Origin of the sequence: Pedobacter sp. Leaf132 (genome assembly GCF_920984695.1) — a bacterium.
Classification (GTDB): Bacteria; Bacteroidota; Bacteroidia; order Sphingobacteriales; family Sphingobacteriaceae; genus Pedobacter.
Genome location: NZ_CAKLBO010000004.1, coordinates 175,120 through 191,036, shown reverse-complemented (window position 1 = coordinate 191,036; position 15,917 = coordinate 175,120). Strand labels below are relative to the sequence as shown.

The window sequence follows — 15,917 nt, the reverse complement described above, 5'->3', positions numbered from 1 at the left end:
CAAACCTATAATTGTTAGAATTAAAGCATCAGTAGCTTCAATCCTCAATTTTAGAATGATGTTTAGTGTCTTTCATGGTGGTATAAAGGATTAGGGAAATTAAAATGCATCCGGTTACATACCAATAAAAATAATTCTCGTGGCCAATGTTTTTAAACCAAAGCGCCAAATATTCGGCAGTTCCACCAAATATTGCTACTGTTAAAGCATAAGGCAAACCTACACCAAGTGCTCTAATTTCAGCAGGAAATAATTCTGCTTTTACCACTGCGTTGATGCTGGTATAGCCGCTAACAATAATTAATGCGGCTATCATTAATAGAAAAATAAGGATTGTATTCGTTTCATTTGCTATTCCGGTTAATATTGGATAAGTAAGCAATGCGCCTAAAACGCCGAAGCCAATTAGAAGAGGTTTTCTTCCGATTTTATCGGATAATAAACCAAATAAAGGTTGAATAATTGCAAATACCAATAACGAAGTAAAAGATAATGCTGTTGATGTTTCTTTACTTAAATGAACCGTGTTAACCAGAAATTTTTGCATGTAAGTGCTAAAAGTGTAAAATGCAATTGTGCCACCCAAAGTTAAGCCAACTACGGTTAGCACTTCTTTTGGGTATTGCATTAAAACGGCTATGCCACCTTTTTTATCATCTACAGATTTACTTTTAAAAGCAGAAGTTTCGGCAATGTGCCTTCTTAAATACAAAGCAATGAAAGATAAAATTGCACCAATAAAAAATGGAATGCGCCATCCCCAGGCTTGTAATTCTGCCGGACTTAGCAACCAATTCTGCAAAATGAGCTGTATGCCTAATGCCAATAACTGGCCGCCAATTAACGTTACATATTGAAAACTTGAGTAAAAACCACGATGCTGTTTCGCAGCCATTTCACTTAAATAGGTAGCAGATGTTCCATATTCGCCACCTGTACTTAAACCTTGAATTAGCCTGGCGAAAACCAATAATAATGGTGCAGCAATTCCAATTTGTTTGTAGCCTGGCGTTAATCCGATGATAAGTGAACCTATGGCCATGATAAAAACCGAAATCGCCATTGATTGCTTTCTGCCAAATTTATCAGCAATGCTGCCGAATAACCAACCGCCTATTGGTCGCATTAAAAAGCCTACTGCAAAAATACCCGCACTGTTTAATAATTGTGCAGTAGCGTTGCTATTAGGGAAAAATGCAGGAGAAAAATACAATGCAAAAGCCGAATAGGTGTACCAATCGTACCATTCTACCAAATTCCCTACCGAGCCGCCAAAAATAGATTTCAGCCTGTATTTCACTTCATCAATTTCTCCGGCTTTAAAATCAGTTAAGGTTTTGCTCATCTTAAAAGTTTATGAAACACAAATGTATGTTTTATGGTAAGATAGCAGTAGAATAATATTTTTGCAAACAAATGCATAACTTCAATTATTCTGTTACTAAAAGTTAAGCATTTTGATATGAAAGATAATTTCTCTAACCAGGCTGCGGATTATGCAATATATCGCCCAACTTATCCAAAAGAGCTTTATGATTTTTTATTTTCTTTAGTTGTTAATAAAAAAGCTGCGTGGGATTGCGCAACAGGAAACGGGCAGGTGGCGAGAGAATTAGCTTTGCATTTTGAAGGCGTTTACGCTACAGACATTAGCAAAAAGCAGATTGAGCAGGCTTTAAAATTGCCAAACATTGTTTATCAGGTAGAATCATCAGATAAAGCAAATGTTGATGATGATAGTTTTGATTTGATTACCGTAGCGCAAGCGGTACATTGGTTTAATTTCGATGCTTTTTACAGCGAAGTTAAACGAACCTTAAAACCTGATGGAATTTTTGCAATAATCGGCTACGGAATTATGCATATCGATAAAAAGGTTGATGCTGCTGTACACAAACTTTACGAAGATTTTTTGGGTAAATATTGGGACCCCGAAAGAAGGTACATCGAGGAGAATTATAAAACCATTCCGTTTCCTTTTGAAGAAATTACTGCGCCTCATTTCTTGATAAAAACCCGTTGGAATTTTAATCAGCTAATCGGCTATTTAAATACTTGGTCTGCGCTGCAGCATTACAAAAAAGCGAACGAAAGAAACCCGATAGAATACATGTTTACCGAGCTAAAAGAAGCCTGGGGCAGCGACGCTGAAAAAGATGTCCGTTTCCCGGTTTTGTTGAGAGTTGGAAGATAGATACTTAGTTGACCACAATGCTTTAAGCTATCGTCATTGCGAAATACGAAGCATCTTAGCTTAAAGACCTTTAAATAGTTGCCTTTAAAATTATTTGAAAACGTTACTTCAGTAATTCTTCGGTAACTTCAGTCCCGCTTTCCTTTACAAGTCCGCACTCGTTCCTCGCTTACGGGCTTTTCAATCAATCGGGTTTAAGAACGAAGGTTTTTGGCTAAAGCCGCTAAGTGCTTAATATAAAACAGGCAGCTAAAGCAGCCTGCAATGAATGCCTTATTATCTATTTTGCAGTGCTAATAAACTTGCAGACATTAATTGCCGTTGGTTTCAACCAACGGATAATAGTATAGGTAATTAAAAGACTAATACATTCGCAATGACGACCATTTTTAGAAAAAGGGAAAATTTTTCCATGGTCTTTGTCTTCACAGACCATTTATTAATTTCTATTTCAATAAATCCATAATGGCTAAGGCAGTCATTTTTTTCTGCTCGCCACTTTGCATATCTTTTAAAGTAAGCTCGCCGCTTGCAATTTCATCGCCACCAATTAACACCACGTAAGGTATTCTCTTTGCATCCGCGTACGACATTTGTTTTTTCAGCTTTGCCGATGTTGGGTAAAGCTCTGCAGCAATGCCAGCAGTTCTAAATTGTTGCAGAATTGGCAATGCAAATCGTTCAGCTTCATTATCAAAATTGCTGATTAAAACCTTTGTTCCAACTTCTGCAGATGCCGGGAATAAATTCAGTTCTTCTAAAACATCATAAATTCTATCCGCTCCGAATGATACACCAACGCCGGTTAAATCTTTTAAACCAAACATGCCTGTTAGATCATCATAACGGCCACCGCCACCAATGCTGCCCATAGCAACTTCGTTAGTTTTAACCTCAAAAATACAACCCGTATAATAATTTAAGCCTCGTGCTAGTGTAATATCGAGTTCTAATTTTGCAGTTAAAGGTAAAGTGTAAGATATAAGTCTTTCTACATATTCAAAAACCTGCTCAATTTCAGCTATGCCTTTTAATCCGGTTTCTGATTCTGCCAATACAGTTTTTAAGCTGGCCAGTTTCTCCTCGTTATTGCCTTCAAGCAATATCACCGGGCGAAGTTTTTCTAAATCAGTTTCGGTAAAACCACGTTCCAATAACTCTTTACTTACACCATCCAAACCAATTTTATCAAGTTTATCTATGGCAACAGTCATGTCGATAATTAAATCTGGTTTGCCAATAATTTCGGCAATGCCCGATAAAATTTTACGGTTGTTAATTTTTATATTGAAATCCTTTAAACCTAATTTGCTTAAAGCTTCATCGTAAATCAGAATAAATTCAGCTTCATTTAATAAACTTTTTGAGCCAACAACGTCAACATCGCATTGGTAAAATTCGCGGTAACGACCTTTTTGTGGTTTATCTGCACGCCAAACAGGTTGAACCTGGAAACGTTTGAAAGGAAGTGTGATGTCGTTTTGGTGCATTACAACGTAACGAGCGAAAGGAACGGTTAAATCGTACCGAAGGGCTTTTTCGGATAGTTTTGATGTTGCCAGTTGTGAGTTGCGTGTTGCCAGTAATTGCTCATCGATTTTACTCAAATAATCGCCGCTATTTAAGATTTTAAATATCAGTTTATCACCTTCATCGCCATATTTTCCGGTTAAGGTAGAAAGGTTTTCCATGCTTGGTGTTTGAATTTCTGCATAACCATATTTCCTGAAAACCGATTTAATGGTATCGTAAATAAAGTTGCGTTTCACCATTTCTACAGGAGAAAAATCGCGGGTTCCTTTTGCTAAACTGGGTTTAATAACTGACATAGCCGCAAAAGTACAAAAAGGTTTATTAACCACAGAGATTTTAAAATAGACTATCTGTAAATTAAAATAGGAAATTTGCCTTAATCATCCGTTGTTTTTTAAACCCGGTAGTAGCGGATACCGGCCTTTGCTTAAGGCCTGCAGGCGTATGAGCGAATAACGGGGCTACAGCTGCCAAGAATTACTGCTGAAACATTTTCAAATTATTATAAAATTTTAAAAAATCTGCATCTTTCTTTCCCATGGCTTTTACTTACTTTTGCCGCCATGATTTCATTTTTCGAAGCTTCGTTAAAGCAACTTTCTATACACCATACCGGCAATAAATTACTGGAAGAATATTACAAACTATCTGACGCACCTTTAAAAATTGAGGACGAAATTTTGGGTAATTTATTAATGCAGTATTTTTTAAAGCCTTTTGAAAAGGTGAATGAAGTTTTTCGCTTTTACCATCCGAGTGATAATTTGCAGTTGAACGAAGTGTACCATTTTGCGAATGAGATTTTTGAAAATAACTCGCTTTTTCACGAAAATTCGGAACAGCTGGCAAAACATTTATATGATGTGGCGAACCATCCGAAAATTAAATCGGGCGAATTATATGTTGCCTATTTCGAAAAAGTGCAGATTGAAGGCGAGCAGCTTGATGTTTTAGGTATTTTTAAATCGGAAAATAAAGACACTTATTTGAAGGTTTACCCTGAGCAAGACGGTTTTAATGTGAGCTACGAGCAAGAAGCCATCAATATTAATAAATTAGATAAAGGTTGTTTGATTTTTAATGTTGAGAAAGAAGAAGGGTTTAAAATTGTTGTGCTGGACCAATCTAAGAGCAGCAATGATAGCGCAGTTTATTGGAAAGATGAGTTTTTGAAACTGAAAATTAGAAACGATAGTTATAACCAAACCAACAATGTGTTGGGCGTTTACAAAAACTTTGTAACTCAAAAGCTTGATGATGATTATGAAATAAGTAAAGCTGATAAGATTGATTTGCTTAACCGTTCGATGAAATATTTTAAGGAAAAGGAAACTTTTGATATTGAAGAATTCGGAAATGAGGTTATTGGTAATGCCGAAGGAATAGAATCTTTTAAAAACTACAAGAAAAATTACGAGGAGGAATATGAAAGTCCGATTGCGGATAGTTTTGAAATTGCCGATGCCGCGGTTAAAAAACAAGCTCGGGTTTATAAAAGTGTTTTAAAATTGGATAAGAATTTTCACATCTACATTCATGGAAATAAAGAAATGATTGAGAAAGGTTACGATGATGAAAAATCTATGAACTATTATAAAGTTTATTTCAGGGAAGAGGAGTAGGTTTTTTTTGCTGTTGGGCAAAGAATGGGTTGTTAATAATATCTATTTAAGTTTTAGTATTCCCGTCCAACTAAGCCTAAGTAGTGTATCGTCGTTAAGCTTAAATCGGCCTAACAAATTTTTGGGGATAGCTTAACAGAGCCAAACCTCTAACTTTAATACAAAAATTTTAAGCCGACAGTTTTGTTTCTTTTGCTGCCAAAAGAAAAAAGCCAGTCCGGCTAGGACAAATCAATGTTTTGGTATTGATATTTATAAAATAAATTATTCACCAGACTTACAACCCAACCTTTACTAAATTTTTTGCTGCGCTTTTAATGCCAAGTATTGATTGATTACACTAATGGTTAATTTTTGCGGCGGAGTTAAAATTGATAAAATGCCACATCTGTTTAACTCTTTAACCATTAATTTCTTTTCGTAGATAAACTTTTCTGCTATGGTTTTATGGTAAATACCTTCGATATCTTTGGCGGGTTTGTTACTTAAACTTTTTAGCTCGGTATTTTCAAAAAACACCACTAAAAGCAAATGATATTTTGCTACCCTTTTAAGGTAAGGCATTTGCCTTTGCAAGGCAGATAAACTTTCAAAATTTGTGAAGAAAACCACAAGACTACGCTGTTTTATTACCGAACGGATAGTGCTGTAAAGCGCCTCCATATTGCTTTCTAGATAACGGGTTTTCTCTTTATAAAGCACTTGCATTATGTGGCTAAGCTGGGTTGATTTTCGCTCAGCCGGCACAATTGTTCCTATCGTTTCTGATAACGTTATTATTCCTGCTTTATCTTGTTTAAGCATGGCGACTTTTGATAGCGCAACGGTTGCATTAATGGCGTAATCGAGCAGACTCAAACCTTCGAAAGGCATACGCATTACTCTCGATTTATCGATTATGCAGTAAATATTTTGCGAACGCTCATCGGTATAAGTATTAACCATTAAACTATTTTTTCTAGCCGTAGCTTTCCAGTTTATGGTTCGGATGTCGTCGCCACCAACGTAATTTTTAATCTGGTCGAACGCTGTACTTTGTCCGATTTTGCGGATTTTTTTTACACCAAACTCGGTTAAATGATTAGAGGCGGCCATTAATTCATATTGGCCTAAATTTATAAAGGACGGATAAACCGGAAGGATTTTTGAGCCATCAAAATTAAATCTGCGGCTAACCAAACCTAATGCTGAGCTTACGTAAACCCTTATAAAACCAAAATCGTATTCGCCACGTTTTGTTGGCCTTAAATTGTAATGGATAGATTTGATGTCTCCGGATTTTAAACTTAATCGAAAATCTTTATCGCGTAATTGAAACTGAAAAGGAACTTCATCTATCACCCGAAGATTTACCCCAAAACCATATTTGTTTTTAAGCTCAATTTGAATCGGATTTTCATCGCCATTGCTTAATCTTTTCGAAGTTAATCGGCTTGCTTCAATTCCATTATTTATTCGATAAAGAATTACGATATCCAAAATCAATAAAATAAAAACAACACCAGTAAAAATTTCAGGAATTTCGCCCAACCAGTTAAAGAAAAACTTTAAAATAAATAACAATACACAGGTTGCCAATGCGGCAAATAACCTGTTGCTTAGAAATAAATTTTTATAATACTGTTGGAATATGTTTTTCAATTGGTTTTTGAGCTTAACTTATCTTGGAACTTCTATTCTTTTAATAATTTGATGAACAACGTCGGTTGTTGTAATGCCTTCCATTTCTTTTTCTGGCGATAAAATAATACGGTGTGCCAAAACCGGAACGGCAACGGTTATAATATCATCTGGCGTAACAAAATCCCGGTTTTGTATTGCAGCCAGGGCTTTTGCACTATGAATAATGGCCAACGAAGCTCGTGGTGAAGCACCCAAATATAAGGATGGGTTATTGCGTGTTTCATTAACAATTTTTGCAATAAATTCAATAAGTTTTGGTTCTACAAATAAACTCCGAATGGTTTCTCTGGCCGACTTAATTTGCCGAACCGATAAAACTGGTTTTACTTCATCAAGCAAGGTTTTGTTTACCAAGCTATGCTGCTTCATCAAAATCTCCGTTTCTTCTTCCAAGGATGGATATTTAACTTCAATTTTAAATAAAAACCTATCCAGTTGTGCTTCGGGTAAGCGATAAGTGCCTTCTTGCTCAATCGGGTTTTGCGTTGCCAAAACCATAAAAGGCTCTTCCATCAGGTAAGTTGTACCATCAATGGTAACCTGGCGTTCTTCCATTATTTCGAAAAGTGCAGATTGTGTTTTGGCAGGGGCACGGTTAATTTCATCAACCAAGATAATATTGCCAAAAATTGGACCTTTTCTAAATTCGAAGTCGCCGCTTTTGGTATTGAAAATTGGTGTTCCTAATACGTCAGAAGGCATTAAATCGGGTGTAAATTGCACCCTCGAAAATTGTGCATCAATTGATTTTGCCAATAATTTTGCACTCAGGGTTTTGGCAACTCCTGGTACGCCTTCAATTAAAATATGTCCGTCAGAAAGCAAGCCAACAATTAAAAAATCGATAACCTGTTTTTGCCCGATAATAATATTGCTAAGTACCGAGCGAATGTGATTTACGGCATCAGTTAATGCTGATAAATCTGTACGTTGATTAAATTGTTCCTCTTCCATTAGGTTTTTGTGTTTTTATAAAAATCTTCTATAATCTGGTTTAAGCCAATTAATTCTGAATCGCTGTAATTTTTAAGCGTTGGAATTTGAGTAATGTAGCGTGTTAGCGATTTCGCCATCGCTTCATTAATACCGGTTTTTTGCATCAGGGTAATTGCAAAAGCGCTGTCGATTTCATTTGTTCTGATGTAATATCGGCTTCGTAAATGCTCTAGCAGATAACTTATTTTCTTTTGAGCGATGTCAAGATTGTTATGCTCGTGGTAATATACGCTACCTACAACCTGGGCATATTCTACAGATGTGTTCGTGTAGGGATCTGCAATCGGGATTATTCTCTGTCTTCTTTTTATATCATAAAAAACAAAAAGCAGCAAACTAAAAATACACAGATAATAAGCATATTTTAATTCAGGATGTTTAAAAAATACCCTTAAAATATTAGTTTCTCCGGCATCAACAATGTTGTAGTAATCATCAAAAATTAAAGTGTTTGTACCTTTTAAATAACTCAAAGTTTTGGCAGCATATTCAGGACCATATTTATCGAGCATATTACAGTTGCTGTAAAAGCCTGGCCCGGCAATTACATAAAGAGCACCTTTACCAAAATTATAACTGATAAAATTTGGTTTATTGTTCGCATCAACACCCAATACTGTTGCTTTTGCAGTATCTATACTTCGATAATATTGATTGCCAATGCCTTTATCAAAACCATAATTTACAACTGTTTTTAAGGCCGGATTTGTAAAATTTATTGAACTGCCATCCTTATTAAAATTATAAGCAGTTTTTATTTTTAATGCTTCCTCTGCATAATTTCCCAAGGTGTAACTGGCAATAAATACTTTGTTCCCGGCACTTACAAACTTCTTTATCTGCTCAAAATCGACTTTTGTAATTTTTATTTGCGGCGCAATAATTAAATAGCTTGCATTAGTATTATTTTTGCCTTTTAGTGTGTTGTAAATTGGCATAGCCGATGCTTGCTTTTTTGCGCCCGGCAAAACATCCTGAAGTTGGTTGTACAGAATATACGTTCCGTAAGGAATTTTGCTTTCTTTTTTATAAGATGGAGACCAATCTGTTGGTGTTGGCTTATTAAACTGAGCAATAAGATAAACCAATATCAGTATTAAGCCAATGGCAAAATATATTTTATAACCCTTCATTTTATTGCCGAGTTAAACTGATTAAAAGATTGGTTAATTGGCTCGAATTTATTTTCATCAACCGGGAAATCTCCATACCAGATATAATCAAACTGGTGTGTAAGCTTTCCGAATTCCGATTTCAACTCTGGTTTATTAATTTCTGTTAGGTAGTTATAATTGGTTTTCTCTGGTTTCCAATCAATGATGTTGGAGTCGCTTAATTTTTTTAAAGTTTTTAAATACAACAGCCTCACCGCAAGACGATATTTTCCTCGGTCGATTAGCTTTTGAAGCTCTTTTTCGTAGTCAATTTCATGGATATTTTCATTTAAAACATCGTATTGAAGAATGGTTTCTTTTGATTTTTTACTAAAAATATTTTCTGAGCCAATTATTTTTACGATGATGTAAACCAAAATGGCTATGCCGATGATAATGAAGAAATATTTTGAGCCAGGTGTAGAACCTGCAGTGGTTATTAACCTCGAAACCATTTGCCAAAACCACATCCAAAACCTATCCCACAGAGATAAATCTCGTGTTTGAGCTTCATCATATTTAAATTCTTTTTGTTCTTCATAGGTTTCAATTGCTTTTTTATCAAAAGCTAAGGGCGAAACTTTACTGCTATCTATTTTTACAGCTAGCTGTGGTTTTGGTTTATTATTTTGCGCAATAGCCTTCGCTCCTGCAAAAAGCAATAGAAAACAAATCAAGAATTTAAAAACCAATTTTAGCATGCGCTTAATATTCTTCGGGGCGGTAATCAACTGGTTTTTCTTCGTTTCCAAATGTAGAGATACGCTCCATTAAGCCAGCGCTTTCCTTTTGCTCAACCAAACTAAAGTAAGATAGTGCTATGGTAATGATGGGTATAACGGTACACACCTGGCAAAGGTATTGTAAAACTGTGCTCAGCATTGTAAATACTAACGACATTTGTGGCTTGCTGCCCGAAAATAAGCCAAGCATGCTAAATAATGTGGTGGGCAAAACTACAAATGACATGCAAGCGTATACAATTATCCAAATGATAAACAGCGTACCGAAAGTTATCCAAAAGTTATCCTTTATTAATTTGAAACTTCTGCCAAAGGCGTAGCCTAAAGTTCCATTTTCGATAACAATAATGGGGAAAACCAGCGAAATGATTGGTAAGAGCCAAAAACCAGGTAGTAAGCAAAAAACAAAGCCAACAACAAGCAGTAGGCCTAATAAAAGTGAACTGCCAAATACTCTAAAGAAATAATATTTAATATAGCCCCAAACTTCATCGGTAGTTGGTGTTTGGTTACCTTTTTGTACATAAATTGCTATATATGATAACGTCGTAACCGTAGTGCATGCATAACCCGCTAAGGAGAATAGTATTGCCATGAAATATTCTACGCCATATAATTGCGACCTATATCCTCTATTTCTTAATCCATCCATATTATTTATAAAATTTACGGCTTTGTATTGTTGCAACAGCATTGCCAGCATTCCGGCTAATACAAAAAGCCCGCAAAATATATAGTAGGTTTTAATTAATGGTTTAAAATTTTGTCGGATAAAGGTGAACGTATCATTAATTATCTGGCCGAAATCGCGTATTTTCTTAAATTCAATTTTATTGAGCATATTAATTTAGTTGTGTTTGCAGATAGATTTTTTTAGGATAAATAAAAACATACCAGATTATAAAAGCGGCAGAGCCGATTAATATAGAACCACTTAATGTCCAGTGCATTTCGGTATGTCGGGTAATAAAACTCTCAAAAAATGCGGCAACTATGAATATTGGTACAAGTCCGAGCACAATTTTTAAACCATCTTTAGCGCCTTTTAAAACAGATGCCATTCTGGTATATGTTTTTGGAAACAGGAAGCTATTGCCTAAAACTAAACCTGCAGCACCGGCCAAAACGATTGCCGATATTTCTAAAGTTCCATGAATCCAGATTACTAAAACCGATTGAATACCTAAACCTTTGCTAAAGAAAAAGTATTGAAACGAACCAAGCATTACCCCATTTCTAAATAGTGAAACAATGCTTCCGAAAGAGAAAATTATGCCTAAAACGTAGGTGTACAAAGAAACGAAAATGTTGTTAGCGCCAATCTGGATAAACATAAGCACTGGGTTTTGTTGTTTATAAACGCCAAATGGGTCGCCCTTTGCAATGTTATCATTCGTCATATTTACATAACCATCGCCTAAAATTAGTCTGATAAATGTATCATCATATTTTGCCGAAATAGCGCCAATTGCACAAGAAACTAAGAAAAAGGCCAATGCGTAAAAAACCTGCTTTCTATGTTGGAAAAAGAGCAATGGAAGTTCAGTTTTCCAGAATGTTAGAAAGCGGTTTGATTTTTCCTTCTTATTTTTATAAACCGAACTGTGAAGTTTTGAGGCTAAGCCATTTAAATAAGCTGTAGTTTTCGAGTTTGGATAAAAAGTTTTGGCGTAGGCTAAATCATTTGTTATTTCCGTAAAGCGATCGGCCAATTCATCAGGACTAGCCTGTTGCAAATCATTAAATCGTTGCCACTTTTCGGTATTTTGTTTAACAAATAAAGCTTCTCTCATGAATAGCTGCTCAAATCTGTGGTTAAAATAGTTTAATTTTTTTCCCTAACAAAATATAAAGCAAATGCTTAATTATTTTACAGATGAAAAAATTACGTTTGTTAAACTACTATCTATCCATAAAAAAAATTATGTTTGAGACATGGAATCCATTATAATTAGCACTGCTCAAAACGTTGATATTGAATATGAAATTGCTGGATTAGGCGAGCGCATTGCCGCCAGATTAATAGATCTTGCTGGTTTTGCTGTTTTATATATTGTGGTTTTAATTTTAATGGTAGCCGCTCAATTTAGCACCTCTGGTAATGTTTCTATCGTATTAATAATTTTATTTGCGGTTATTTTTATTTTTTACGATTTGGTTTGCGAAATGATGATGAACGGGCAAAGCTTCGGAAAGAAAATTATGAAGATAAAAGTCATTAGCCTTGATGGCGGCCAACCAACTTTTGGACAATATTTAATGCGATGGATTTTCAGAATTGTTGATTTTGGTGTGTGGTTTGGTTGGGGTGTTGTTGCACTAATTTCGGTGGCGGTAACCGAAAAACACCAGCGTATTGGAGATAAACTAGCGAAAACAACACTGATTAAAACCGTACCAAGAACAAAAATTGATAATGTTGCTTTTAGCTTTTCGCTGCCTGAAGATTACCAGCCAACTTTTAAAGAGGTTTTGCATTTAAACGATAGAGATGCAGAACTTGTTTATGAGGTGTTGACGGGTTATTACACCACTGGAAATCCGGATTTAATTTATGCCATGTCTGCGAAGATTAAAAACCACATGGCTGTAAATCTTCCTGCCGGGATGAATGAATTACAGTTTTTAGAAACCGTTATGAAGGATTATAAACATGTTACCGCAAACATGAATGTTTAGTGGATTTATTTAAGCACGCTAGATATTTTCGGCTCGAGTGCAGATGCCCAATTGCTGTACATTTTGCCACTTGGGTGTAAGCCATCGCTTGCAACAAGTGTTAAATCGTTTGCAGCCATCCGTGAGCCAGGCGTAATATTGGTAAAACTTACGCCAGTATCATTAGTTATTTTTTCAGCAGCGCTGTTAAAAGCGTCAATTTCTTTTGCAATAGCATCTGCAGATTTAAAGCCGCTTTTGGCAAAAGGAGTTACACCCCAATCCGGAATTGAAACTACAAAAACCCTTGCTTTTTTTCCACCGGCAAAACCAATAGCGGTTTCCAACAGCTCACGAAATTCTTTTTTATAGGTTTCTAAACTATAACTTCGGTATTGGTTGTTTACACCAATAAGTAGCGTAACGAAGTCGAATTTTTGAGAAATTTTTGCTTGTGCTATTGCGCCTTGAAGTTCATCAGTTGTCCAGCCGGTTTTGGCAACTATTTTTGGGTTTTCAACCGTAAAACCGTTTTTAACTAATAAATTTTTTAGCTGATAGGGGAAAGAATCATTTTGTTGTACTGCCTCGCCAATGGTATAAGAATCGCCCAAGGCCAGGTAGGTAAATACGCCTGTAGTATTTTTGGTTACTAATGAATTGTCGGTCGAATTTTTTGCAGGCATCGTTTTTACTTTAGTGCATCCCGAAGATAGAAAAGAAAATAAAATGACGCTTAATAAAATTTTCATAAGGCAATTTACGGAAAAGGAGCTTATGTGGTTTTAAGTTATTCTGTGATTTCGAACGTTGATAGCGCAAACTGCTCATCGAAACCTTTTCTTTCTTTTATAAAAATTTCTCTTCTTAAAATAAAGATGTTATTCTTTTTTTAATTAGAAGCGCAATGTCTGTGATTCTTTGGTTGGGTTCTGTCCCGCCAATGCTGCAATCTTTAAACAACTTCTGTGTTGCTGCGGCACGAAGCAGCTATTTCATTGTTTGGAGACCCAATAATTTCAAGGTTACTGCAATTAAAGTATTTCCGCTTATGTCGGGGCTATTTTTAAAGCATGTACAAACTAACCCAAAACCGAATCGAAAAATTCTTTATGGCTTTCATCTATTAATCCGTTTGTTGAAACCAACGGCAATGAATATTTGGCATTATGCGGGCTTTAGGCGGAAAACTTTGTTCTTAAACCTGATAGAGCCAAATAGCCCGGAGCGAGGCACGAGCGAGGACTATAGGCGATAGCAGGGCTGTAAGCCGCCAAATGAACAGAACCTTACATTTTCAAAATAAAAAACGTAGAAAATTAAATCAGTTTCATTTTAAAGAGTGCAGCAATATGATTTTTTAGTTTCTTCTTTACGTCTTCAATATCGGGTTTGTAGCCCAGCTCATGGGCTAAAGATGTAACGGCTTTATCATCAATACCGCAAGGAACTATGTTTTTAAAATAATCTAAATCTACGTTAACATTAAAAGCAAAGCCATGCATGGTAACCCATCTGCTGCAACGAACGCCCATTGCGCAAATTTTGCGGGCTTTTTCATTATCGGCATCTAGCCAAACGCCGGTGTAGCCATCGTATCGGCCACTTGCAATACCATAATCTTTTAGTGTCAAAATTACCGCTTCTTCAAGCGTTCGGAGGTATAAATGAATATCGGTAAAGAAATTATCTAAATCTAAAATCGGGTAGCCAACAATTTGGCCCGGACCATGGTAAGTAATATCGCCACCGCGATTTATTTTGTAGTAAGTGGCTTGCTTATCTTTAAGTCCTTGCTCATCTAAAAGCAAGTTTTCCGGATGCCCGCTTTTGCCCAGTGTGTAAACATGCGGATGCTCGTTAAAGATAAGATAGTTTGGAGTTGGTAAATTTGTACCATTAACGCGGTTTTCGCTTTTAATGGCAACAGTTTTATTTAACAAATCTTCCTGTTTATCCCAGGCTTGCTGGTAATCTGTTAATCCCCAATCTAAAAATTGTGTTAAAACTAACTTATCCGTATTATTTTGCTCGCTTGCCTCTTTCATTTTTCTTTTAACGGATTAGTTTTGCGCAGCTTGTACATAGCCAACCATATATCCATCTGCCGTTTTAAAATAGTTTACGGTTAATTCGCGGGTGCCGGTTGGTAATTCTACAAGCGCATTTAAACTGCCTGCACTTTTTAACTTAAACGGTTTGATGTGTATATGTGCTTTAAATTCAAGTCCTTTTTTGCCGTGCCACTTGTAAATGGCTTCCTTTGCACACCAACATACGTAAAGTCCTTCGGTATTATCGCCAATTTGCCTTTGGGCAAGCTCAATATCGTTTAAAAACTTATGCTTAATGCTTTTTATTTTATGTTTTATCAGCTCAATATCTACGCCTACCGCATAATCTTTGCTAATCATAACAGCCGCATAATCGTAAGAGTGGCTTAAAGAAATTTTGTAATCGAAGTTTACCAGATAAGGCTTTCCATCTTCATCAAATTTACAATCTATGTACTCTGCAGTATTTAGTAAGGTACGAAGTAGCAAGCGGGTGCTTAACCAATGCAGCAATCGTTTTCCATTGTTTAAAGATGAAATGATATCAAGTTCGTGCTGTTTTAATTGTAACCCGGCTAAGAGTTGCGCTTCCGTTTCCTCAATTTTCCAGATGGCCAGAACAGAATGTTCATCGATATTTTTATTATAAACTATTGGCATTTATAAAATTGAAATTTAACATGCAAAATTATCTTAAATAAATGATAATTTAGGCCAAAAATACGCATAAAAATGATATTATCTGATAAAAGGATTTTAGAAGAAATTGAAAAGGGAACGATAATAATTGAGCCTTTCGATCGCAGTTGCTTAGGTACCAATTCGTACGATGTACACCTTGGAAAATATTTGGCAACGTATAAAAACCGGGTATTAGATGCCAAAAAACATAATGAAATAGAGCATTTCGAAATTCCGAAGGATGGTTTTATTCTGCATCCGGGTACCTTGTATTTAGGTGTAACTTTAGAGTATACAGAAACGCATAGCCATGTGCCATTTTTAGAAGGTAAAAGCAGCACCGGAAGATTAGGTATCGACATTCATGCTACAGCAGGTAAAGGCGATGTTGGTTTTTGCAATACCTGGACATTAGAAATTTCTGTTGCGCAACCTGTAAAAGTTTATGCAGGTATGCCTATTGGGCAATTAATTTACTTTGTTGTAGAAGGCGATGTAGAAACGATGTACAACAATAAAGGCAATGCAAAATATAGCAATAAAACAACTAAACCGGTAGAAAGTATGATGTGGAAGAATAACTTTTAGCGCTTTCTATT

15 protein-coding genes are annotated in these 15,917 nt (G+C 35.8%); 4 read left to right on the top strand and 11 right to left on the bottom strand.

Features of this window, described 5'->3' with window-relative positions; genetic code table 11:
• Positions 1-37: 37 nt before the first annotated feature.
• A complete protein-coding gene (locus LUA86_RS10030) occupies positions 38-1,345 on the bottom strand; it encodes an MFS transporter (protein WP_231460490.1) in 1,308 nt (435 codons plus the stop codon).
• Positions 1,346-1,462: 117 nt separating this feature from the next.
• Here LUA86_RS10030 and LUA86_RS10025 point away from each other — a divergent pair, with 117 nt between their 5' ends.
• Complete coding sequence (locus LUA86_RS10025) at positions 1,463-2,194, top strand: class I SAM-dependent methyltransferase (RefSeq protein WP_231460489.1); 732 nt, start codon at positions 1,463-1,465, stop codon at positions 2,192-2,194.
• A 446-nt stretch (positions 2,195-2,640) separates the two neighbouring features.
• On the opposite strand, the gene hisS is transcribed toward LUA86_RS10025, so the two are convergent.
• Complete coding sequence (hisS, locus tag LUA86_RS10020; protein ID WP_231460488.1) at positions 2,641-4,023, bottom strand: histidine--tRNA ligase; 1,383 nt, start codon at positions 4,021-4,023, stop codon at positions 2,641-2,643.
• Positions 4,024-4,290: 267 nt separating this feature from the next.
• On the opposite strand from hisS, the gene LUA86_RS10015 reads away from it, so the two are divergent.
• Entirely contained in the window at positions 4,291-5,349 is a 1,059-nt protein-coding gene (locus LUA86_RS10015) for a nucleoid-associated protein (RefSeq protein WP_231460487.1), read from the top strand.
• A gap of 294 nt (positions 5,350-5,643) precedes the next feature.
• Here the strand turns inward: LUA86_RS10015 and LUA86_RS10010 are convergent, their stop codons facing one another.
• The 6 genes from LUA86_RS10010 to LUA86_RS09985 are packed head-to-tail and all read right to left on the bottom strand — an operon-like array spanning position 5,644 to position 11,718.
• Positions 5,644-6,990: a DUF58 domain-containing protein gene (locus LUA86_RS10010; protein ID WP_231460486.1), complete on the bottom strand. Its 1,347-nt coding sequence runs from the start codon at positions 6,988-6,990 to the stop codon at positions 5,644-5,646.
• Positions 6,991-7,008: 18 nt separating this feature from the next.
• Positions 7,009-7,986, bottom strand: a complete 978-nt coding sequence (locus tag LUA86_RS10005; RefSeq protein ID WP_231460485.1) for a MoxR family ATPase — start codon at positions 7,984-7,986, stop codon at positions 7,009-7,011.
• On the bottom strand, positions 7,986-9,161 hold the full coding sequence (locus LUA86_RS10000; RefSeq protein WP_231460484.1) for a DUF4350 domain-containing protein: 1,176 nt from the start codon (positions 9,159-9,161) through the stop codon (positions 7,986-7,988). The genes LUA86_RS10005 and LUA86_RS10000 overlap by 1 nt, the downstream gene beginning before the upstream one ends.
• A complete protein-coding gene (locus LUA86_RS09995) occupies positions 9,158-9,883 on the bottom strand; it encodes a DUF4129 domain-containing protein (protein ID WP_231460483.1) in 726 nt (241 codons plus the stop codon). Before LUA86_RS09995 ends, LUA86_RS10000 begins: the two co-directional genes overlap by 4 nt.
• 4 nt (positions 9,884-9,887) lie before the next feature.
• A complete protein-coding gene (locus tag LUA86_RS09990; protein WP_231460482.1) occupies positions 9,888-10,766 on the bottom strand; it encodes a hypothetical protein in 879 nt (292 codons plus the stop codon).
• 1 nt (position 10,767) lies between these two features.
• Positions 10,768-11,718, bottom strand: coding sequence for a stage II sporulation protein M (locus tag LUA86_RS09985; RefSeq protein WP_231460481.1), 951 nt, complete (start codon positions 11,716-11,718; stop codon positions 10,768-10,770).
• Positions 11,719-11,860: 142 nt separating this feature from the next.
• Between LUA86_RS09985 and LUA86_RS09980 the strand changes: the two genes are divergently transcribed.
• Complete coding sequence (locus tag LUA86_RS09980) at positions 11,861-12,604, top strand: RDD family protein (protein WP_231460480.1); 744 nt, start codon at positions 11,861-11,863, stop codon at positions 12,602-12,604.
• A gap of 5 nt (positions 12,605-12,609) precedes the next feature.
• On the opposite strand, the gene LUA86_RS09975 is transcribed toward LUA86_RS09980, so the two are convergent.
• From LUA86_RS09975 to LUA86_RS09965, 3 genes are all read right to left on the bottom strand, one after another.
• Entirely contained in the window at positions 12,610-13,335 is a 726-nt protein-coding gene (locus LUA86_RS09975) for an SGNH/GDSL hydrolase family protein (RefSeq protein WP_231460479.1), read from the bottom strand.
• Between the two features lie 567 nt (positions 13,336-13,902).
• Entirely contained in the window at positions 13,903-14,631 is a 729-nt protein-coding gene (lipB, locus tag LUA86_RS09970; RefSeq protein WP_231460478.1) for a lipoyl(octanoyl) transferase LipB, read from the bottom strand.
• Positions 14,632-14,646: 15 nt separating this feature from the next.
• Positions 14,647-15,297 (bottom strand): 4'-phosphopantetheinyl transferase superfamily protein, encoded by a 651-nt coding sequence (locus LUA86_RS09965; protein WP_231460477.1) that lies wholly within the window; start codon positions 15,295-15,297, stop codon positions 14,647-14,649.
• Between the two features lie 72 nt (positions 15,298-15,369).
• Between LUA86_RS09965 and dcd the strand changes: the two genes are divergently transcribed.
• Positions 15,370-15,906 carry a dCTP deaminase gene (gene dcd / locus LUA86_RS09960; protein ID WP_231460476.1) on the top strand — a complete coding sequence of 179 codons (537 nt, stop codon included), beginning with the start codon at positions 15,370-15,372 and terminating at the stop codon, positions 15,904-15,906.
• Positions 15,907-15,917 lie beyond the last annotated feature (11 nt).

What these genes read in the sequence shown, in the direction of transcription:
- LUA86_RS10030 (WP_231460490.1), bottom strand. Translation starts at nt 1,345, where the DNA reads ATGAGCAAAACCTTAACTGATTTTAAAGCCGGAGAAATTGATGAAGTG.
- LUA86_RS10025 (WP_231460489.1), top strand. Translation starts at nt 1,463, where the DNA reads ATGAAAGATAATTTCTCTAACCAGGCTGCGGATTATGCAATATATCGC.
- hisS (WP_231460488.1), bottom strand. Translation starts at nt 4,023, where the DNA reads ATGTCAGTTATTAAACCCAGTTTAGCAAAAGGAACCCGCGATTTTTCT.
- LUA86_RS10015 (WP_231460487.1), top strand. Translation starts at nt 4,291, where the DNA reads ATGATTTCATTTTTCGAAGCTTCGTTAAAGCAACTTTCTATACACCAT.
- LUA86_RS10005 (WP_231460485.1), bottom strand. Translation starts at nt 7,986, where the DNA reads ATGGAAGAGGAACAATTTAATCAACGTACAGATTTATCAGCATTAACT.
- LUA86_RS10000 (WP_231460484.1), bottom strand. Translation starts at nt 9,161, where the DNA reads ATGAAGGGTTATAAAATATATTTTGCCATTGGCTTAATACTGATATTG.
- LUA86_RS09995 (WP_231460483.1), bottom strand. Translation starts at nt 9,883, where the DNA reads ATGCTAAAATTGGTTTTTAAATTCTTGATTTGTTTTCTATTGCTTTTT.
- LUA86_RS09990 (WP_231460482.1), bottom strand. Translation starts at nt 10,766, where the DNA reads ATGCTCAATAAAATTGAATTTAAGAAAATACGCGATTTCGGCCAGATA.
- LUA86_RS09985 (WP_231460481.1), bottom strand. Translation starts at nt 11,718, where the DNA reads ATGAGAGAAGCTTTATTTGTTAAACAAAATACCGAAAAGTGGCAACGA.
- LUA86_RS09980 (WP_231460480.1), top strand. Translation starts at nt 11,861, where the DNA reads ATGGAATCCATTATAATTAGCACTGCTCAAAACGTTGATATTGAATAT.
- LUA86_RS09975 (WP_231460479.1), bottom strand. Translation starts at nt 13,335, where the DNA reads ATGAAAATTTTATTAAGCGTCATTTTATTTTCTTTTCTATCTTCGGGA.
- lipB (WP_231460478.1), bottom strand. Translation starts at nt 14,631, where the DNA reads ATGAAAGAGGCAAGCGAGCAAAATAATACGGATAAGTTAGTTTTAACA.
- LUA86_RS09965 (WP_231460477.1), bottom strand. Translation starts at nt 15,297, where the DNA reads ATGCCAATAGTTTATAATAAAAATATCGATGAACATTCTGTTCTGGCC.
- dcd (WP_231460476.1), top strand. Translation starts at nt 15,370, where the DNA reads ATGATATTATCTGATAAAAGGATTTTAGAAGAAATTGAAAAGGGAACG.